This window comes from Chenggangzhangella methanolivorans (genome assembly GCF_042648545.1).
Lineage (GTDB): Bacteria > Pseudomonadota > Alphaproteobacteria > Rhizobiales > Methylopilaceae > Methylopila > Methylopila methanolivorans.
Map to the genome: position 1 here is coordinate 55,985 of NZ_JBHRXS010000003.1, position 20,139 is coordinate 76,123.

The window sequence follows — 20,139 nt, forward strand, 5'->3', positions numbered from 1 at the left end:
TGAAGCCGCGGAGTCGGCCGGTCCCTGCGGTCGTTCTTGGAACCGCGCTCGAGATGCGCTTGGATCTGCGGGGTGACAGACGGGGCGACGAAGCCGGGGTGCGGGCGTGGCGAAGGGCGGCATCATCCGAAGCGCAGGTCCGGTCGCGCTCGCACTCCTCGCAGTCGCGACGGCCGGAACGCCCGCCCGCGCCGCGTCCGACATCGCGCTATGCGCCGACGAGCGCGTGAAGCAGGAGATGCTGCCGCTCAAGGAGCTTGCGGCGGCGGAGGCCGCCTGCGGGCGCGCGCTTGGCGCCGCCGCCGATCCGGCCGACCGGCAGAAGGCGGCGTTCTTCCGCGGCCTGATGCGCTTCCTGCAGGTCGTCCAGAAGGGCGCGGAGCTGAAGCCGAAGCGCGACGGCGCGTTCGCCGGCTACGCGCCGCCGACGCTCGAGCAGGTGAGCCCGGCCCTCAAGGACGTCGAAAGCGCGCTCGCGATCGAGGGCCCTCTCAAGGACGAGGCGCTCGCGCTCCGGATCACCATCAACCAGACGATCGGCCGCCCCGCGGAGGCCCAGGCCGACATCGAGCAGGCGACGCGCTCCGACGCGCAAGGGGCGACGCCCTTCGTCCAGCGCGCGCTGGAGCGCGAGCGCGCCGGCGACCTCCGCGCCGCGCTCGTCGACCTCGACCATGCGCTCGGGATCGAGCCGACGGCGCCGACGGCGCTGCTCGCGCGCGGCCAGTTGCTGCGCCGGCTCGGCAGGCTTGGCCCCGCCCGCGCGGACCTCGAGGCCGCCGCCGCCGCGGGCCGGCCCTATCGCCTTGTCGCGCTGATGGCGAAATCGGGCGCGGAACTGCGGGCCGGCGATCTCCGGGCGGCCTATGAGAGCCTTCTCGGCGCGGCGCGCGCGACCGATGGCCTGCCGAAGTCCGAAGCCGCCTCGATCGGTGCCGACCTGCTGATCCGCGCCGGCGACTTCGCCCTCGACAAGCTCAAGGAGCCGGAGGCCGCGCGAAAACACTATCGCGAGGCGCAGAAGCTCGTCCCGAGGAACTGGAACGCGGCGATCGGCCTCGCGCGCTACGAGGAAAGCCGCGGCAAGCGCGCCGAGGCGATCGCGATCTGCAGGCGCATCCTCGCGGAGACGCGCGCGACGCCGAATCTTCCCGAACGGCTGCTCGCCTCGCTTCTCCTGAAGCGCCTGACCACGCCCCTCCAGAAAAGCGGGTCCGGGCCGTTCAAGAGCAGCTTCGAGACCGCCGGCGTCGCCGACGGCGCGGGCTCGCCGGACGGCCTCAAGCGCGTCGCCTTCATCATCGGCGAGAGCGACTACGCCGAGCTCGCGAGCCTTCCGAACGCCCGGCGCGACGCCGCCGTGATGGCGAGCGCCCTCGCCGAGATGGGGTTCGACCGGGTCGAGATCGCCGAGAACCTCGACAGCGCGGCGCTGCGCGGCGTTCCAGCGGCGATCGAGGAGGGCGTCGGCGACGCCGACGTCGTGCTCGTCTTCTACGCCGGGCACGGCGTCGAGACCGGCGGCGCCAACTATCTGATCCCCGTCAACGCCGTTCCCGAGACCGACGCGGATCTCAGGACCCGCGCGCTCGCGCTCGCCGACCTCACGGCCGCGGCCGGCAAGGCCCGGCGCGGGTCGCTCGTGATCGTGGACGCCTGCCGCGACGATCCGTTCGTGGAGGCGCGCGCGGTGGCGCAGTCGCGCGGGATCGGCGGCTCGGCCGTCGCAGATCCGGCGCCGGAGCGGATCCGCGCAGGCCTGGCCGCGACGCCCGTGACGCCTGCGAACGGCGTCGTGCTGCACTCGACGCAGCCCGGACAGGTCGCGCTCGACGGCGACGGGCTCGAGAGCCCGTTCGTGCGTGCCCTGCTCGAGACGCTCGGGACGCCGGGCCAGCCGTTCGAGGCGGTGGTCACCGGCGCCGCGGCGCGCGTCTCGGAGCGCACCGAAGGCCGGCAGCTGCCGGCTTCATACGGGGTCTCGCCCGCCGTCGCGCTGCTGCCGCCGGCCGCGAAATAGCGTCACTTCGGCGGATCGACCGTCAGCGTCACCTGCGCGCGCCCCACCCGCCCCTGCAGATCCGTCGCCTCGATCTCGATCACATGGGCGCCCGGCGGGACGACGACCGCGGCGGCCTCGATGCCGTCGGCGGTGACGAAGGGCTTGAGCCGCGGGCTGAGGTCGACCGAGGGCGCGCGCTGGTAGGTGACGCGCACGCTCGCCGGATCGATCGGCACGCCGTTGCGGGGCTTGAACTTCACCGCGAAGCGGAACGGCTCGCCCTTCAGCCCGACCATCGCGGGCGCGATCCGGTCGATCCCCGGCCCCCGCGTCATGTTCCGCGGCTGGCCGCCCGAGGCCACGACCGGCGGCAACGCCGCCTCCTCGGCCGTGATCAGCCGGACGGGCTCGGCGCCGGAGGCGGGCGAAGCCGCAAACAGCAGCGCGGCGAGGGCGAGGCGGCCGCGGAGGGCGGGATCGGTCATTGGATGAGCCCCATGAAGCCGGCCGCGAGACCGGTGACGGCGGATATCACGGCGCTGACCATCAGGATCGTCAGCTCGATCGCCTTCAGCGTGTCGAGCGGCGTCTTTCCGTTTCCTGACAGCAGGCTGTCGCGCAGGCGCGGGATCGAGGTGAGCCCGCGCGCCCGCAGAGCCGCGCGCAGGACGCCGACGAGCAGGCCCGTCAGCATCGAGGCTCCGATGCTCAAGGCGTAGAACACGGTTTCGCGCCAGGCCACGACGCCCTGCGGCGCGATCGGGACGCCGTCGACCCAGGCGAGCGCCGCGTTCATCGTCGCGACGGAGGCGACCGCGAAGGATGCGGCGATCGCGACGTCGAACCACCTCAGGCGCGGCCGGACGCCGAAATAGACGACCCCGGCGGCGAACGGAATGATGATCGAGGCGAGCCGCAGATAGGCGAGCGGCAGATCGAGCCAGAACACCACGGCCGCATAGGCGGCCAGCAGCGCCGCGAACCCGACCGCGAGAGCCTCGTAGCGACGCCACGCGGCGGGCAGCGGCGGCGTTTCGTCCGTCGCCGCCTCGGCCGCTGGCGGCGGCGCGAGCGCGAGCGGCCGGGCGAGCGCGCCGTCTTCAAGCTTCGCAAGCCTCGCCTCGAGCGCCGACAGGCGCGTCAGCAGCGGCAGGACCGGAACGAGGTCGCGTCCGCAGCTCCGGCACGAGAGCGCGCCCTCCGCGAGCGGCCCGTGACAATAGGGACAGCCGGTCTGGTGTTGCACGGAGCTCTTGGGCCTGAGGCCGTTTCCCGCCGAGGCTGTATCAAAGCCATGGGTCGGCTCATCCGGCAACGTCCGTTTCGCGAGCCGCCCGCAGCCCGGCCTCAGCGCATGCGTCGCCAGGCGGTCGGCGTGCAGCCGGCGAGGTCGCGGAACACGCGCGTGAAATGCGCCTGGTCCGAAAAGCCGAGCGCGCTCGCGATGTCGCTCAAGGAGGCTTCGCCGAGCCCGACGAGGCGCTTGGCCTCGCGCACCCGCGCCTGAAGCTGCCAGCGGTGCGGCGGCATGCCGGTCGCGGCCTTGAAGGCGTGGCTGAAATAGGTCTCCGACAGCCCGGTCAGGTTGGCGAGTTCGGCGAGACGGATCGTGTCGGCGCAGCGCGCCTCGATGTAGTCGAGCGCGAGCCGCAACTGGCGGTCCGAGAGCGCGCTGCGCCTCGCTTCGGCCCCCACATGAGCGAAGGTCGCGGCCACCAGCGCTGCGAGCAGGCCGTCGCCGTAAAGCCCGGGCGCGCCGCCGGCCTCCCCGCAGGCGCGCTCGATCAGCCGCGCGAAGCGCTGCACGCGCGCGTCGAGGAACATCAGCCGGGGCCGCTCGACGCTCGTCGGATCCAAGCCGTCGATCGGACCGAGGCGGTCGATGTCGAAATGGACGTCGAGATGTCGGACTTCGGTCGCGCCGTCGGCCGTCATCGACAAGGCGACGCCGGGCGGCACGTAGGTGGCGCTGAGCCCGCGGGACGCCGCCCGGCCGACGCCCCCGCCGCCGTCGAACGCGATCTCGGCCCTCGGCTCCTCGATGACGACGAACAGGCGCGGGTCCCGGGACACGTATTCGCCCCGCGCGCCCTCCTCGAAGCGCGCCCGCCAGATCTCGATGAGGCCGATTTCGGAGGCGTGCGTCAGCGGCCCGCCGACGACCGAGATGCCCTGGCGCGCGGCGACCATCCTCGGCCGGAACGGCGTCATGCCGGCGCCCCATGCTGCGGCGCAAAGCGACGGGCGCTGGTGCGCCATGAGCACACCGGCGGATCCGAGTATTCAAAAGCCAAAAATGTGCAAGACGGAAGCATCGCCCCGAACTCTTAGTGGCCGCATCGGGGCGGTCAAGATTCAAGGCTTTAGATTAGATTATATCTATTCTAAAGAGCGATCGATCTTAGCAGCTCGTAAGACTTGAGATTGTCGGGGATTAAAGTGATCTACGTATCGAAGAGGCGAGCCGCGCTGCTCGCGAGCGTTGCGTTCGCGACGCTGGCCCACACTGGCTATGCTGCAGCGCAGCAGGCCGATGGGACCACCCAGCTCGACGCGATCGAAGTTCAGGGCCGCGGGGGCGGCAATCTGATCGCGTTCGACGGATCGGGCGTCGCCCCGGTGAACGGCTACGTGCCGGCCGCCACCACCACGGGCACCAAGACCGACACTCCGGTCGTGCTCATTCCGCAGTCGGTCGGCGTCGTCGGGCGCCAGCAGATGGACGACCTCGGCGCCCAGAAGGCCGACGAGGCGACGCGCTATTCGGCCGGCGTGTTCAGCCAGCCCTTCGGCGACGACACCGACACCAACTGGTTTTACATCCGCGGCTTCGACGCGACCCAGACCGGCGTCTATCGCGACGGCATGCAGCTCTACTCCTACGCCTTCGGCAACTTCTACCAGGACACGTATCTGGTCGAGCGCGTCGAGGTGCTGCGCGGCGCCTCCGCCTCGCTCTACGGCGGCGGCAACATCGGTGGCATCATCAACTACGTCTCGAAGCGCCCGCTCGACGCCGACTTCAGCCAGGTCGAAGTCGGGATCGACAACTACCCGACGGCCTTCGCGGCCTTCGACGTCAACAAGGTCATCCCGAACGACCTCGTCACCAAGGGCGACCCGCTGCCGCCGGTCTGGAAGTACCGCGTCACCGGCAAGCTCGAGGGCGGCGACGGCTACGCCAAGCACGAGGACGGCATCCGCGGCGTGATCCAGGGCGCGGCGACCTATACGCCGAACGCCGGCACCGACGTCACCGTCTACGCCAACTACACCCACGCCGACCAGAACCACGGCTCGGGCGACTTCCTGCCCTATTACGGCACGGTGAAGGACGCGACCTCGGCCGACGGGACCATCAACCTCGGCAAGATCGGCCGGAAGACCAACTTCACCGATCCCGACCTCGACGATCATGACCGCCGCCAGTTCATGGTGGGCTACGAGCTCAACCACGACATCGACGACGTCTGGACCGTCAACACCAAGGCGCGCTTCGCCTACAGCCACCTCAAGGAGCAGCTGCTCTACCCGTTCGGCTACGGCTTCGCGGCCCGTCCGAGCGCCGGCAACACCCAGCTCGCGCGCATCAACTTCGCGCACGACACCGAGACCTTCAGCTTCACGACCGACAACAACCTCGTGGGCAAGTTCTCCACCGGCGGGATCGACCACACCCTGCTGATGGGTCTCGACTACAAGATGTACTACATCGACGAAGTGCAGGCCTCGAGCATCGGCACGTCGGTGGACATCCACAATCCGGACCTCAACCAGCCGCAGCCGGGCGTCGTCCCCTATCTCGACCAGACCTCGAAGCTCCATCAGGCCGGCGCCTTCATCCAGGACCAGGCCCGCTTCGGCGACGGCTTCATCGCGACGCTGAACGGCCGCTATGACCGGATCTGGCTCGACGGCGACTCCCGCCTGAGCAACGACGTGAAGATGGAGAAGGGGCGCTTCAGCGGCCGCGCCGGCCTCGGCTACGAGTTCGAGAACGGCATCGTGCCTTACGTCAGCGTCGCCAGCACCTTCAACCCGCTGATCGGCTACAACAGCGTCGGCGGCGTGAACGAGCCGTTCAAGCCGGAGACGGGCATCCAGTACGAAGCCGGCATCAAGTGGTCGCCGACCGCCTTCCCGGCCATCTTCACCGCCTCGGTCTTCGACCTGACGAAGAAGAACGTGGTCTCGGGCCCGTTCAACGCCCAGAACCAGATCGGCGAAGTGCGCTCGCGCGGCTTCGAGCTCGAGGCTCAGGCGAACCTCACCGAGAACTGGAAGCTCCTCGCCGCCTTCACGGCCTATGATCTGGAGATCCAGAAGGGCGTCGGCGCCGATCCCGTCACCGGCGCGCCGGTCTCGCTCAAGGGCGAGCAGCCGTTCCTCGTCCCCGAGGTCATCGGTTCGGCGTTCCTCGACTACACCTTCACCGCCGGTCAGCTGAAGGGCCTCAGCCTCGGCGGCGGCGTGCGCTATATCGGCAAGTCCGAAGCCACGCAGCCGAACACCGTCAAGGTGCCGGACGCCACGCTGGTCGACGCCGCCGTGCGCTACCAGTGGGACAACTACAAGGTCAGCCTCAACGTGACGAACCTCTTCGACAAGCGCTTCGTCTCGGGCTGCCAGGGCATCAACGTCTGCTCCTTCGGCGAAGGCCGCCGGGCGCTCGTGAGGGCGAGCTACACGTGGTGATCGACGAGCGCGCGGCGGAGACATCCGCCGCCCGCAAGACTGACGGAACGACCCGCCGCGGCCTCCTCCTCGCAGGAGCCGCGGCGTTTGCGTGCGTTCAGGCGGCGTCCGCCGCGCGATCCGCCGCGCCGCCCGCCCGCCTCGCCGCGATCGACTGGGCGATGCTCGAGACCGCGCTCGCGCTCCAGGCCCCGCTCGTCGGCGCCGCCGAACTCGTGCTGTTCCGCGAGGCCGCGATCGAGCCGCCCATGCCGGACGGCGTCGCCGATCTCGGGCTGCGCGGCACGCTGAGCTACGAGCGGCTGCTGTCGCTCAAGCCCGATCTCATCCTGATTTCGCCCTGGTACGAGGCCCGCGCCCCCATCCTGACCCGGATCGCGCCGGTCGCGAGCTACGCGATCTACCAGTCCGGCCGCTCACCCTACGAGGCCGCCGTCGAAGTCACGCGCGCGCTCGGCGCCCGGCTCGGGCGCGAGCGGGAGGCCGAACGCGCGATCTCCGAGGCCGAGGCCGAAATCGCCGCCTGCCGCGCCCGCCTCGCGCCCTTCGCCGGCCGCCCGGCGCTCGTCATCAATCTCGGCGACGCCCGGCATTTCAGAGCTTTCGGGGCCGACAGCATGTTCGGCGACGTGGCGATGCGGCTCGGCCTTGGCCTCGCCTGGGCCGCGCCGACCCGCTTCGGCGCCTATCCGACAGTCGGCGTCGAGGCGCTCGCGGACCTGCCCGACGCCATCGTCGCCAATGTCGGCCCGACGCCGCCTTCGGCGCTCGAGGAGGCGCGCACGAGCCCGCTCTGGCGCGCCATGCCGCCAATCAAGGCCGGGCGTTTCCTGAGCCTGCCGCCCGTGAACCCCTACGGCGCGCTGCCGGCCGCGCGCCGTTTCGCGCGCCTTCTCGCCGACGCCGTCTCGACGCTTCCCCATGCATGACGTCCGACGCCGGGCGGCGGTCGCCGCCTGCCTTCTCTGGGCGGCCCTCGCCGCGGTCGCGGCCGCGCTCTCGCTCGACGACGTCTTCGCGCGGCTCGGCGCCGGCGCGACCGACGCCGACCAGGCGCTCGTCGCCTACAGCCTCGCGCCGCGGATCGTGGTGGCGCTGCTGGCCGGAGCCGCGCTCGGCCTCGCCGGCGCGCTGATGCAGGCCGCCCTCGACAATCCGCTCGCCGAACCCTCGACGCTCGGCGTCTTCGCAGGCGCCCAGCTCGCGCTCGGCCTCCTCGCCGCCTTCGCGCCCGCCGTGGGCGCGCTCGGCCGGGAGGCGGCGGCCGTCGCGGGCGGCGGCGGCGCGGCCGCGCTCGTGCTCGCGCTCGGATGGCGGCGCAAGCTCGATCCGGCGACCGTCGTGCTGTGCGGCATGGTGGTGGCGATGGTGGCGAGTTCGCTCACCGCCGCGCTGATCCTGTCGCGCGGCGAATACCTGTTCGCGCTGCTGATCTGGGGCGGCGGAGCGCTCACCCAGGAAGGCTGGCGCGGCTCCGGCGCGATCGCGGCTGCGCTCGCGGTGGCGGGCGTCGGCGCGCTGCTCCTGGCGCGCCCGCTCGCGGCCCTCGTCGTCGGCGAAACCAGCGCCCGCGGCCTCGGCGTCTCGACGCCGGCGATCCGCATCTCGGCGCTCGCGCTCGGCGTCCTGCTCGCCACCACGGTCGCGGCCGAGGTCGGGCTCATCGCCTTCGTGGGGCTTGCGGCCCCGACCTTCGCGCGGCTCGCGGGCGCGCGCTCGTCCCAGACGCTGCTGGTCGCGCCGGCGATCGGCGCGGTCCTGCTCTGGCTCGCGGATTCGCTCGTGCGCCATGTCGGGTCGGACGAGATGATCCCGACCGGCGCGGCGACCGCGGTCCTCGGCGCGCCGCTGCTGCTGTGGCTGCTGCCGCGCCTCGTCCTCGCCGATCGCCCGACCGTGGTCGGCGCGCCCAGGCGCCGCGATCCGGCGCGGACGCTCGCCGTCCTCGCGGCGCTTGGCGTCCTGGCGGTCCTGGCGGCGCTCTTCGTCGGCTCCGACGGCCATGGCTGGACGATTTCGTCCTTGCGCGAGACGCTCGACCTGCTGCCCTTCCGCGCTCCGCGAGCGGCGGCGGCGGTAGCCGCCGGCGCGACGCTCGCGGCCGCGGGCGTCATCCTCCAGCGCCTGACCGGAAATCCGCTCGCAGGCCCCGAAGCGTTGGGCGTGGGCGCAGGCGCCGGCGTCGGCCTCGCGATCGTGCTGGTCGCGTTCGGATCCGCCTCCTTGCCGATGCAGGCCGCGGGCTCGGCCGTCGGCGCGCTCGCGGCGCTCGGCGTGATGCTGTCGGTCGCGCGCGGCGGACGGCTCGGGCCGGAGCGCATGCTGCTCGCCGGCGCGGGCATCTCCGCGCTTTGCCTGGCGGGCCTCAACGCGGTGATCGCCACCGGCTCGCCGAGCGCCTTCGCGCTTCTGGCCTGGATGACCGGGGCGGCCGACGCGGTGGACGCGTCGCGCGCGGCGACGGGCCTCGCCGCGCTCATGGCGCTCGCGGTTCCGCTCGCCCTCGTTTTGCGCTGGCTCGACGTGCTTCCGCTCGGGGCGATGGGCGCGCGCGCGCTCGGCGTCAATGTCGGCGCGGCGCGGACGGCGCTGATCGCGATGGCGGCGGCCCTCACCGGCGCCGCCGCGCTGATCGTCGGGCCGCTCAGCTTCATCGGCCTCGTCGCGCCGCACGCAGCCCGGTCGATGGGGCTCGTGCGGCCGGCCGGACATCTCGTCGGCGCCATGCTGATCGGCGCGGCTCTCATGACGGCCGCGGACGCGCTCGCGCGCACGCTGATCTTCCCCTACCAGCTTCCGCTCGGCCTGTTCGCCTCGCTCATCGGCGGCGGCTATCTGCTGGCCTCGCTCGCCCGGCGATAAGCGAACGCGCGCCGCAGTCGCGCGACGTCCGCCGTCAGGTCATTGCGTTTTCTGATGATTATGTCGCGACGCGAAATATATACTCCAAAGTCTAATGTGACCGTACGTCTCTGCTTCATTGCACTGGCATTCCACGTGCGATAAAACCAGCGCAATTCATGTATAGATGTGGAATGTCGTATGGCCCGCAATATTCTAATTCTTGGCGCATCTTACGGTTCGTTGCTGGCGACGAAGCTTCTGATGGCCGGCCACAACGTAACGCTGGTGTGCCGACAGAAGACCGCGGACCTCATCAACAGCGCCGGTACGGAAGTCCGCATCAAGCTGCGCGACGAGGCCGAACATCGCTCGATCTTTTCGCGCGACCTGCCCGGAAAGCTTGACGCGACGCAGCCGCAGGACGTCGACGTCTCGCGCTACGACCTCGTCGGCCTGGCGATGCAGGAGCCGCAATACGCCAACCACACGATCCGCGTGCTCATGATCAAGATCGCGGAGGCCAAGCTGCCCTGCGTGTCGATCATGAACATGCCGCCGCTGCCCTATCTCAAGCGCATCCCGGCGCTCGCCGAGATGGACCTCGAAGCCGCCTACACCAACGCCCAGGTCTGGGAGCGTTTCACGCCCGGCTTGGTGTCGCTGTGCTCGCCCGATCCGCAGGCCTTCCGGCCGCCGGAGGAAGGCGCGAACGTGCTGCATGTCGGGCTGCCCACGAACTTCAAGGCCGCGACTTTCGAGGACGAGGGGGCCAACGCCCTGCTGCGCGAGCTCGAGGCCGACATCGACGCCGTCACGCTCGACGGCAAGGACGTGCCGGTGAAGCTCAAGGTGTTCGACTCGCTGTTCGTGCCCTTCGCCAAGTGGTCGATGCTGATGACCGGCAACTACCGCTGCGTGACGCCGGCCGAGCCCCGCTCGATCCGCGACGCGGTGCATGGCGACGTCGAGCTCTCCCGCTCGATCTACGGCCATGTCGACGCGATCACGCGCAAGCTCGGCGCGGACGCCGAGGATCAGGTTCCGTTCGAGAAATACGCCAAGGCGGCCGAAAGCCTGCTGAAGCCGTCCTCGGCGGCGCGCGCGATCGCCGGCGGGGCGCCGTTCGTCGAGCGCGTCGACCTCCTGATCGCGCTGATCTCCCAGCAGCTCGGAATGCCGAACGAGGAGATCGACCGCACGGTGAAGACCGTCGACAGCCGCCTGAACGAAAGCATCGTCTCAGGCTAGAACGACAGGGCGCGGGCATCGTCCGCGCCCTCACTCCGGACGCGCGCCGATCTTGCCGAACACTTCGGGCGGGATCGCCAGCCGCCGCACGACATCGTCGTGGCTGCGGTGGCCCGACAGTTCGCGCTGGATGAAATGGGCGTGCGCAGCCTCCGCGGCCGCGAACGCCAAAGAGCGGCGCCGCGCCGGATCGTCGCCGGCCGCCCGATAGGCGTCGAGCGCCTTTTCCAGCCGCTCTCCCGACCGGCCGAGCGCCGCGGCCTTTTCGGCCAGCAGCTCAACTTCCAGCGTGTCGGCGCCGCTGCGCAGCAGGTCGGGAAGCTGGGCGGGCCGGCGGCTGAAATGCATACCCGCCAGTCTAGACGATCCTTGGTCCGCGCGAGAACCGTCGGCCGAAAAAGCGGCCTTGCGCAAACGGTTCCGTGAGTTGCGGCCGCGCGCGGGAACGGAGCCGCGCCCCGTCCGTTGCGCCTTCCGTGCGGGCCTGCGCCCGCCGGACGATATGCAAGGACATGAAATGACGATCCCAGCTTTTCGCCTGACGCTCGTGGCCGCGCTCGGCCTCGGGCTCGCCTCCTGCAACGAGGAGGCCAAGGTTCCGATCGCACAGGGCCACGGGCCGAACCCGACCCTGCCCGAGCCGGTGAAGAGCTGGATCCCGACCATCAATCTGAGCAAGGCCGTGGGCTGGACGGGAGACGCCAAGCCGACGGCCGCGAGCGGCATGCAGGTCGCGGAGTTCGCCGGCGGGCTCGATCATCCGCGGCGCGTCTACACGCTCCCCAACGGCGACGTGCTCGTGGTGGAGACCGCCGAGCCGCCGAAGCCCGACGCCAAGAGCGGCCCGATGAGCTGGGTCAAGGGCTACTTCATGGACCGGGCCGGCGCGAAAGTGCCGAGCGCGAACCGCATCACCCTGCTGCGCGACGCCGACGGCGACGGCAAGGCCGAGTTCCGCTCGACGCTGGTGAAGGATCTCTATTCGCCCTTCGGCGTCGTGCTGTCGAACGGAAGGCTCTGGATCGCCAACACCAACGCGATCGTGAGCGTGCCCTACAAGGACGGCGACACCGAGATCACGGCCAAGCCCGAGAAGCTTGTCGACCTGCCGGAGCGGCCGCTCAACCACCACTGGACCAAGGACCTGACGGCGTCCAAGGACGGGACCAAGCTCTACGCCACCTCCGGCTCCAACTCGAACGTCGCCGAGAACGGCATCGAGGCCGAGAAGGACCGCGCCGCGGTGCTCGAGGTCGACGTCGCGACGAAACAGACGCGGGTCTTCGCCTCTGGCCTGCGCAACCCCAACGGCGCGACCATCAATCCTGCGACCGGCGAGCTCTGGGTGGTGGTGAATGAGCGCGACGAGATCGGCTCCGACCTCGTGCCCGATTACATGACGTCGGTGAAGGACGGCGCGTTCTACGGCTGGCCCTACAGCTATTTCGGCCAGAACGTCGACGAGCGCGTGCAGCCGCCCCGGCCCGACCTCGTGGCCAAGGCCGTGAAGCCCGACTACGCGCTCGGGCCCCACACCGCCTCGCTCGGGCTGATCTTCAACGAGGGCCAGCTCTTCGGCGAGAAATACGCCGGCGGCGCGTTCGTCGGCCAGCACGGCTCGTGGAACCGCAATCCGGTGAGCGGCTACAAGGTGATCTTCGTGCCGTTCAAGGACGGCAAGCCGAACGGGGCGCCGGAGGACGTCCTGACCGGCTTCCTCAACAAGGACGGCGACGCGCAGGGGCGACCCGTCGGCGTCGCGATCGACAAGGCCGGCGCGCTGCTCGTGGCCGACGACACCGGCAACAAGATCTGGCGCGTGACGCCCGCACAGGCTGCGGCCGAAGCTGGCGCCGCGAAGCCGCAGGGCTGAACACGACGCTCTTGTCCCGGACTTGATACGGGACCCAGAAACGTGGCGCGTTCCGGACAGAACCCGGAGCGCGCCAATTTTTCTTGAGGGCTCGTCGGTTCTGGGTCCCGGATCAAGTCCGGGACAAGGGCGTGGAGGCTCAGCCGCCTTGCGGCTGCCCCAGCATCCGGCCCACCACCCGCGCGGTGTAGTCCACCATCGGCACGATGCGGGCGTAGTTGAGCCGCGTCGGGCCGATGACGCCCAAAACGCCCACGATCTTCTTGTCGCCGTCGCGGAAGGGCGCTGCGATCATCGAGGAGCCGGAGAGCGAGAACAGCTTGTTCTCCGAGCCGATGAAGATCCGCACCCCGTCGGCGTCCTCGGCGCGGCCGAGGAGTTCGATGACGTCCTTCTTGCCCTCGAGGTCGTCGAGCAGCAGCCGCACGCGTTCGAGATCCTCAAGCGCCTTCAGATCCTCGAGCAGGTTCGCCTGTCCGCGCACGATGAGCTGGCGCGGATGGTCGCCGCCTCCTCCGCCCCAGCCGGCCAGACCCGCCTCGACGACGCGCGCGGACAGCTCGTTCAGCTCCCGCTCGGCCGAGGCCAGCGCGTCCTGGATCGCGGCCCTGGCCTCGGCGAGCGTGCGCCCGCGCATCCGGCCGTTCAGGAAATTCGAGGCCTCGACCAGCGCCGAGGGCGGCAGGCCGGGAGGAAGCGGCAGCAGGCGGTTCTCCACCGAGCCGTCTTCGCCGACCAGCACCGCGAGCGCCCTGCCCGGCTCGAGCGGCACGAACTCGATGTGCTTAATCGCCGGATCCTGCTTGCTCGCCACCACGACGCCCGCGCCGCGCGACAACCCCGAGAGCATCGCGGAGGCGTCGGTGAGGATCTCCTCCATCGAGCGCTGATGGCTCGCGCCCGTCACCTGGCGCTCGATCGCGGTGCGGTCTTCCGGCGAGAGATCGCCGATCTCGAGCATGGCGTCGACGAAGAAGCGCAGTCCGAGCTCCGTCGGCAGGCGCCCGGCGCTGACATGCGGCGCGTAGATGAGGCCGAGCGCCTCGAGGTCCGCCATGACGTTGCGCACCGAGGCCGGCGACAGCGAAACCGAGAGCAGCCGCGAGATGTTGCGCGAGCCGAGCGGCTCGCCCGTCGAGAGATAGCCGTCGACGATGCGCCGGAAAATGTCGCGCGATCGCCGGTCGAGCTGCGAGAATCCCGCGGCCGTGGACTCGAGGAGCCGCCGTTCAATCGACATGGGGCACGGGCGAGACAAAGCGCTGCATGAATTGACCCTGTTCCGCCTGAGCCGCCGGATCAAGTGATCCCGAGGCCTTGGGTCGCTCCATCAACCACGAAGCTTGGCTTGCAGGCGCGGCCCTGGAAAGGCAGAAGAACGCGCATCCAGCGCAAGCGCCTGAAGAAGAGCCCGTCCTTATGTCGATCCGTCCGTCGAACCGCGCCCCCGAAGCCATGCGGCCCGTGTCGCTGGAGCGCGGGGTCGCGCGCTATGCGGAAGGCTCGTGCCTCGTAAAGTTCGGCGAGACCCACGTGCTGTGCGCCGCGTCCATCGAGGACAAGGCCCCAGGCTGGCTGCGGGGCCAAGGCCGCGGCTGGGTGACGGCCGAATACGCCATGCTGCCGCGCGCCACCCACCAGCGCACCCGGCGCGAGGTGACGAGCGGAAAGCCCTCGGGCCGCACGCAGGAGATCCAGCGGCTGATCGGCCGGAGCCTGCGCGCCGTCGTGGATCTCAAGGCGCTCGGCGAGCGCCAGATCACGGTGGACTGCGACGTTCTGCAGGCCGACGGCGGCACCCGCACCGCGTCCATCACCGGCGCCTGGGTCGCGCTCCACGACTGCCTCCAGTGGATGAAGGCCCGCGACATGCTGAAGGGCGAGGCGCTGAAGGACCACGTCGCGGCGATCTCATGCGGGATCTACAAGGGCGCGCCGGTGGCCGACCTCGACTACGCCGAGGATTCTTCCTGCGAGACCGACGCCAATTTCGTGCTGACGGGTTCCGGCGGCATCGTCGAGGTGCAGGGCACCGCCGAGGGCGCGCCGTTCTCGGAAGAGGAGCTGCTCGCGCTCCTCAAGCTCGCCAAGGACGGCTGCGCGAGCCTCGTCGAACTGCAGAAGCTGGCGGTCGCGTGAACGCGATGGGCTCCGACGGACTGATCTGATGACCCTTCCCCCGCTCGGCCCCCGCCTCGTCATCGCGACGCACAACGCCGGAAAGCTGCGCGAATTCCGCGAGCTGCTGTCGCCCTTCGGGCTCGAGCTCACCTCCGCGGGCGAGCTCGGGCTTCCAGAACCCGACGAGACCGGCACCACCTACGCCGAGAACGCCCGCATCAAGGCCGAGGCCGCAGCCGAGGCTTCCGGCCTTCCCGCGCTCGCCGACGATAGCGGGCTCTGCGTCCACGCGCTCTGGGGCGCGCCCGGCATCTTCTCGGCCCGATGGGCGGGCGAGACCAAGGACTTCGACGCCGCCATGCTGCGCGTCGAGGAGGATCTTCGCGACCGCGGCGCGGACTCGGCCGACGAGCGCGACGCGGCTTTCGTGGCGGCGCTCTCGCTCGCCTGGCCGAGCGGCGAGTCGGTCGACATCGAAGGGTCGGTCGCCGGAACGATCGTCTGGCCGCCGCGCGGCGATCTGGGCTTCGGCTATGATCCTATCTTCCTTCCCGAAGGTCATCACCGCACGTTCGGCGAGATGGACTCGGACGAAAAGCACGGCCTGGAATGGGACGATGCCGGCCGCGCCACGGGCCTTTCGCACCGCGCCCGCGCCTTCGGCGAGCTGATGGCGCTCCTGTTCCCGGAAGGCCCGCCGAGATGACCGAGCCCGGCTTCGGGGTCTATGTGCACTGGCCGTTCTGCGCCTCGAAGTGCCCCTATTGCGACTTCAACAGCCATGTCCGCCACCGCGGCTGGGACGAGCCGCGCTTCCTATCGGCCTTCCGGCGCGAGATCGCCCATATGGCCGCGCTGGCTCCCGGGCGCACCGTGTCCTCGATCTTCTTCGGCGGCGGCACGCCCTCGCTGATGCAGCCTGAGACCGTCGGGGGAATTCTCGACGCGATCGCGGAGAACTGGGAGGTCGACGACGCCGTCGAGGTGACGCTCGAGGCGAACCCGACCAGCGTCGAGGCCGACCGCTTCCGCGGCTACCGGGCGGCGGGCGTCGGGCGCGTCTCGCTGGGCGTGCAGTCGCTTGTGCAGGAGGACCTGACCCGGCTCGGGCGGCTCCACACCGTCGAGGAGGCGATGGCGGCGCTCGACGTGGCGACCGAGATCTTTCCCCGCGTCTCCTTCGACCTGATCTACGCCCGGCCCGACCAGACGCCGCAGATGTGGAAGAAGGAGCTGTCCGAGGCGCTCGCCCGCGGAACCGAGCACCTGTCGCTCTACCAGCTCACCATCGAGGAAGGCACGCCCTATTACGAGCTTCACAAGGCGGGCAAGCTGAAGACGCCCGACGAGGCGACCGGCCGCGCGCTCTGGGACGTGACGCAGGAGACGTGTGCGGAAGCAGGTCTGCCGGCCTACGAGATCTCGAACCACGCGCGGCCGGGCTCGGAGAGCCGCCACAACCTCGTCTACTGGCGCTACGGCGAGTATGCGGGCGTCGGGCCCGGCGCGCATGGCCGCCTCGTCGTCGACGGGACACGGCGGGAGCTTTCTACCGAGCGCAATCCGGAGCTCTGGGCGAGCGCCGTCGAGGCGGACGGCTCGGGGCTGGTGATGGACGCCGCGCTCAGCCTCGAGGCGCAGGGCGACGAGTTCCTGCTGATGGGCCTGCGGCTGACAGAAGGCATCGACCTCGCGCGCTTCATCGCGATTTCGGGCCGGCGCATCGACGACCGCCGCATCGACGACCTCATCATGGATGGCATGGTGGAGCGGGTAGGCAAGACGCGCCTGCGGGTGACGCCCGAGGGCCTGCCGGTGCTCGACGCCGTGGTGGCGGATCTCGCGAGCTAAGGTCGCTCCTGAACCACCGCCGTCATCCCGGCCGAAGAGCCGGGATCCAGAACCGAGGCGGCCCGTCCAGCGCGTCCAGCGGCGTCGGTTCTGGATCCCGGGTCAGGCCCATGATGACGGCCTAAGGGTCCGCGCCTCAGTTCGCGCTCTTCCGCCCGTCGGCCGGCTGTTCGCTCTCGGCGACGCACTTGTCGATGAACGCCTGTTTCTTGTCATCCTTAAGCTGAAGATTGCTGGCTTTCTGCATGCAGATGAACAGGTTGCGCTGCGCCTCCTGCACGGACTGCGCGGAGGCCGGCGCCAGCGCGGCTGTTGATAGGCCGGCGGCGACCAGCAGTCGGGCGGCGACGATGACGCGATGATCCATTATCGGTTCTCCCTTGGCGCGCTCTTGCGGCGGCGTTCTTAGGGACCGCTTAGCGCATTCGCGGAGCCTTTGGCGCGCAAAAGTGACCGTGGGATGGAGAGCCAGCCGGCATCGCCCATCGGGGGCTCAGAAGCTGAGGATGACGCGCGGCCAAGCCTTGCCCTTTGAGCTGCCCTCCTCGCATCTTGCGCCTCGACCTTGCGCGCGCCGACTGCGTGCTTCGAGACGCGTTCCTATCGGAACGCTCCTCAGCATGAGGACTGGTTTGGTTTTGGCATTCTCTCCGCGCCTCATGCTGAGGAGCCCGCGCCAGCGGGCGTCTCGAAGCACGCAGTCGACCGCTCCAATGCGTCGCCGCCGATGAGCGCGATCGAGCAGGAGACTGCCGCGGCCCCCGCCCCGACGCCGATGATGGCGCAGTATCTCGAGATCAAGTCCGCCAATCCCGACAGCCTGCTGTTCTACCGGATGGGCGACTTCTACGAGATGTTCTTCGCCGACGCGGAGGCCGCAAGCCGCGCGCTCGGCATCGCGCTGACCAAGCGCGGCAAGCATCTGGGCGAAGACATCCCGATGTGCGGCGTGCCGGTGGAGCGCGCCGACGACTATCTCCAGCGCCTCATCGCGCAGGGCTTCCGGGTCGCGGTCTGCGAGCAGACCGAGGACCCGAAGGAGGCCAAGAAGCGCGGCTCCAAGTCGGTCGTGCGGCGCGATGTCGTGCGGCTCGTCACCCCCGGAACGCTCACCGAAGACGCGCTGCTGGAGCCGCGCCGCGCCAATCTGCTGGCCGCGATCGCGCGCGGCCGCTCCGAGGACGGCGGCTTCGCCTTCGGCCTCGCCCATGTCGACGTCTCGACCGGCGCCTTCGGCGTGTCGGAAGTCGCGACCGCCGGGATCGGCGCCGCGCTCGCCCGGCTCGACGCGGCCGAGATCGTCGTGCCCGAACAGCTCGTCGAGGATCTTTCGACGGCGCTCGGCGAAGCCCGCGCCGCGATTACGCCCGCGGCCCGCGACCTTGTCGATCCGGCGCGCGCGGAGGCCCGGCTCGCGGCCCATTTCGGCGTCGCGACCGTCGACGCGTTCGGCGCGCTGTCGAAGCCCGAGGTCATGGCTGCGGCCATGATCGTCGGCTACATCGAGCGCACCCAGCTCCAGAGCCGCCCGCGTTTGCAGGCGCCGGCGCGCGAGGGTCGCGGCGTCGTGATGGAGATCGACGCCGCGACGCGCGCCAATCTCGAGCTCGTGCGGCGCCTGTCGGGCGAGCGCGAGGGCAGCCTGCTCGACGCCGTCGACCGCTGCGTCACCGCGCACGGCTCGCGGGCGCTCGGCGCGCGCATCGCCGGCCCGCTGCTCGACGTCGCGGCGATCCATCGCCGGCACGACGCGGTCGCGGCGCTGATCGACGCGCCGGAGCTTCGCCGGACGGTGCGGCAGGCCCTCGCGCGCGCCCCCGATCTCGCACGCGCCGCCCAGCGCATCGCGCTCGCGCGCGGCGGGCCCCGCGACCTCGCGGCGATCCGCGACGCTCTGAACGCCGCGCAGGGGCTTTCCGCCCGCCTCGCCTCTCTGGACGACGCGCCCGACGAACTCTCGGCGATCGCGGACGCGCTCGCAAACGCAGACCACGCTCTCGCGCTCGATCTCGCGCGCACTCTCGCCGACGAACTGCCGCTCCTGAAGCGCGACGGCGGCTTCGTGCGCCAGGGAAGCGACGCCGAGCTCGACGCCACAAGGAGCTTGCGCGACGAGAGCCGCAAGGTGATCGCGCAGTTGCAGGCGGCTTACGCCGAGGCGACCGACGTCCGCACGCTGCGGATCAAGCACAACAACGTGCTGGGCTATTTCATCGAGGCGCCGCAGCAGCACGGCGAACGGATCCTGAAGGACCACGGAGCGACCTTCGTGCACCGCCAGACCATGGCGGGCGCGATGCGCTTCACCACGACCGAGCTCGGCGATCTGGAGCGCCGCATCGGCGAGGCGGCCGACACCGCGCTCGGCATGGAGCTCGCGATCTTCGAAAGCCTGTCGCTACGCGTCACGGAAGGCTGGGAGACCTCTCGCGCCTGCGCCGAGGCGCTCGCGGCGCTCGACGTCGCCGCGGGCCTCGCGGAAGTCGCGGTGGAGCTCGGGCACGTTCGCCCGCATGTCGACGACGGGCTCGACTTTCATCTCGAAGGCGCGCGCCACCCCGTGGTGGAGGCCGCGCTGAAGCGCGAGGGAAAGCCGTTCGTGCCGAACGACGTGGATCTTTCCGCGCCCGACGGCTCCGGCGGGCTGATCCAGCTCGTCACCGGCCCCAACATGGGCGGCAAGTCAACCTATCTCCGCCAGGCGGCGCTCTGCGCGGTGCTGGCGCAGGCGGGCGCATATGTGCCCGCCAAGGCCGCGCGGATCGGCGTGGTGGACCGGCTCTACAGCCGCGTCGGCGCCGCCGACGACCTCGCCCGCGGCCGCTCGACCTTCATGGTCGAGATGGTGGAGACCGCCGCGATCCTGAACACGGCCGGACCGCGCTCGCTCGTGGTGCTGGACGAGATCGGCCGCGGCACCGCAACCTTCGACGGCCTCTCGATCGCCTGGGCGGCGATCGAGCATCTCCACGAGGCAAACCGCTGCCGCGCGCTGTTCGCGACGCATTTCCATGAGCTGACAGCGCTCGCCCGGAGGCTGCCGCGCCTGCGCAACGCCACCGTGCGGGTGGCCGAATGGAAGGGCGAGGTCGTGTTCCTGCACGAGGTCGCGGCGGGCGTGGCGGACCGCTCCTACGGCATCCAGGTGGCGAAGCTCGCGGGGCTTCCCGCCGCGGTGACGCGCCGCGCCAAGGCGGTCCTGGACGAACTCGAGGCCGCCGACCGCGCCTCGCCGATCGAGCGCATGATCGACGACCTGCCGCTCTTCGCCGCCACGCGCGCCAAGCCCGAGGCGGAGGCCGATCCGGTGGCCGAGGCGCTCGACGCGCTGGACCCCGACGCCCTCACCCCCCGCGAGGCGCTGGAGGCGCTGTATCGGCTGAAGGGGCTGCGGAAGGGTTAGGGCCCCGTTTGCGCCCGGCCCCCTCCCGCCATAGATAGCGCCTTCACTTTTGGCGCTCATAGTCGCGCCGAACGCGCGCAAGCCACGCGCCCGGAGCCTTGT

16 protein-coding genes are annotated in these 20,139 nt (G+C 70.5%); 10 read left to right on the top strand and 6 right to left on the bottom strand.

Translation table 11 applies throughout. From position 1 onward, the window contains the following. Nucleotides 1-106 precede the first annotated feature (106 nt). Nucleotides 107-2,020, top strand: coding sequence for a caspase family protein (locus ACFOWB_RS00675; protein WP_261401779.1), 1,914 nt, complete (start codon nucleotides 107-109; stop codon nucleotides 2,018-2,020). A gap of 2 nt (nucleotides 2,021-2,022) precedes the next feature. Here the strand turns inward: ACFOWB_RS00675 and ACFOWB_RS00680 are convergent, their stop codons facing one another. From ACFOWB_RS00680 to ACFOWB_RS00690, 3 genes are all read right to left on the bottom strand, one after another. After that, nucleotides 2,023-2,487, bottom strand: a complete 465-nt coding sequence (locus tag ACFOWB_RS00680; protein ID WP_261401778.1) for a hypothetical protein — start codon at nucleotides 2,485-2,487, stop codon at nucleotides 2,023-2,025. Continuing rightward, nucleotides 2,484-3,248, bottom strand: a complete 765-nt coding sequence (locus ACFOWB_RS00685) for a Trm112 family protein (protein ID WP_261401777.1) — start codon at nucleotides 3,246-3,248, stop codon at nucleotides 2,484-2,486. Before ACFOWB_RS00685 ends, ACFOWB_RS00680 begins: the two co-directional genes overlap by 4 nt. A gap of 101 nt (nucleotides 3,249-3,349) precedes the next feature. Beyond that, nucleotides 3,350-4,261, bottom strand: coding sequence for a helix-turn-helix domain-containing protein (locus ACFOWB_RS00690; RefSeq protein ID WP_261401776.1), 912 nt, complete (start codon nucleotides 4,259-4,261; stop codon nucleotides 3,350-3,352). A gap of 180 nt (nucleotides 4,262-4,441) precedes the next feature. Between ACFOWB_RS00690 and ACFOWB_RS00695 the strand changes: the two genes are divergently transcribed. From ACFOWB_RS00695 to ACFOWB_RS00710, 4 genes are all read left to right on the top strand, one after another. After that, nucleotides 4,442-6,697 carry a TonB-dependent siderophore receptor gene (locus ACFOWB_RS00695; protein ID WP_378145117.1) on the top strand — a complete coding sequence of 752 codons (2,256 nt, stop codon included), beginning with the start codon at nucleotides 4,442-4,444 and terminating at the stop codon, nucleotides 6,695-6,697. After that, nucleotides 6,691-7,626, top strand: coding sequence for an iron-siderophore ABC transporter substrate-binding protein (locus ACFOWB_RS00700; RefSeq protein ID WP_378145119.1), 936 nt, complete (start codon nucleotides 6,691-6,693; stop codon nucleotides 7,624-7,626). Before ACFOWB_RS00695 ends, ACFOWB_RS00700 begins: the two co-directional genes overlap by 7 nt. Further along, complete coding sequence (gene fhuB, locus ACFOWB_RS00705) at nucleotides 7,619-9,559, top strand: Fe(3+)-hydroxamate ABC transporter permease FhuB (protein ID WP_378145121.1); 1,941 nt, start codon at nucleotides 7,619-7,621, stop codon at nucleotides 9,557-9,559. The genes ACFOWB_RS00700 and fhuB overlap by 8 nt, the downstream gene beginning before the upstream one ends. Before the next feature lie 180 nt (nucleotides 9,560-9,739). Continuing rightward, a complete protein-coding gene (locus ACFOWB_RS00710; protein WP_378145123.1) occupies nucleotides 9,740-10,789 on the top strand; it encodes a ketopantoate reductase family protein in 1,050 nt (349 codons plus the stop codon). Between the two features lie 30 nt (nucleotides 10,790-10,819). Here ACFOWB_RS00710 and ACFOWB_RS00715 read toward each other — a convergent pair whose 3' ends face one another. Then, on the bottom strand, nucleotides 10,820-11,203 hold the full coding sequence (locus tag ACFOWB_RS00715) for a DUF6665 family protein (RefSeq protein ID WP_378145125.1): 384 nt from the start codon (nucleotides 11,201-11,203) through the stop codon (nucleotides 10,820-10,822). A gap of 103 nt (nucleotides 11,204-11,306) precedes the next feature. Here ACFOWB_RS00715 and ACFOWB_RS00720 point away from each other — a divergent pair, with 103 nt between their 5' ends. Beyond that, nucleotides 11,307-12,662 carry a PQQ-dependent sugar dehydrogenase gene (locus ACFOWB_RS00720; protein ID WP_378145127.1) on the top strand — a complete coding sequence of 452 codons (1,356 nt, stop codon included), beginning with the start codon at nucleotides 11,307-11,309 and terminating at the stop codon, nucleotides 12,660-12,662. A gap of 139 nt (nucleotides 12,663-12,801) precedes the next feature. Here the strand turns inward: ACFOWB_RS00720 and hrcA are convergent, their stop codons facing one another. Next, complete coding sequence (gene hrcA, locus ACFOWB_RS00725) at nucleotides 12,802-13,902, bottom strand: heat-inducible transcriptional repressor HrcA (RefSeq protein WP_378145129.1); 1,101 nt, start codon at nucleotides 13,900-13,902, stop codon at nucleotides 12,802-12,804. Nucleotides 13,903-14,087: 185 nt separating this feature from the next. Here hrcA and rph point away from each other — a divergent pair, with 185 nt between their 5' ends. The 3 genes from rph to hemW are packed head-to-tail and all read left to right on the top strand — an operon-like array spanning nucleotide 14,088 to nucleotide 16,634. Beyond that, nucleotides 14,088-14,801, top strand: a complete 714-nt coding sequence (gene rph, locus ACFOWB_RS00730) for a ribonuclease PH (protein ID WP_261405784.1) — start codon at nucleotides 14,088-14,090, stop codon at nucleotides 14,799-14,801. Between the two features lie 28 nt (nucleotides 14,802-14,829). Continuing rightward, nucleotides 14,830-15,489 (top strand): RdgB/HAM1 family non-canonical purine NTP pyrophosphatase, encoded by a 660-nt coding sequence (gene rdgB / locus ACFOWB_RS00735; protein ID WP_378145131.1) that lies wholly within the window; start codon nucleotides 14,830-14,832, stop codon nucleotides 15,487-15,489. Then, entirely contained in the window at nucleotides 15,486-16,634 is a 1,149-nt protein-coding gene (gene hemW / locus ACFOWB_RS00740; RefSeq protein ID WP_261401771.1) for a radical SAM family heme chaperone HemW, read from the top strand. Before rdgB ends, hemW begins: the two co-directional genes overlap by 4 nt. A gap of 136 nt (nucleotides 16,635-16,770) precedes the next feature. Here hemW and ACFOWB_RS00745 read toward each other — a convergent pair whose 3' ends face one another. Then, the gene (locus ACFOWB_RS00745; protein WP_261401770.1) at nucleotides 16,771-17,001 is read right to left on the bottom strand and encodes a hypothetical protein; all 231 of its coding nucleotides are present in this window, start codon (nucleotides 16,999-17,001) and stop codon (nucleotides 16,771-16,773) included. 360 nt (nucleotides 17,002-17,361) lie between these two features. Between ACFOWB_RS00745 and mutS the strand changes: the two genes are divergently transcribed. Continuing rightward, nucleotides 17,362-20,037: a DNA mismatch repair protein MutS gene (gene mutS, locus ACFOWB_RS00750; protein WP_378145135.1), complete on the top strand. Its 2,676-nt coding sequence runs from the start codon at nucleotides 17,362-17,364 to the stop codon at nucleotides 20,035-20,037. Nucleotides 20,038-20,139: the final 102 nt, after the last annotated feature.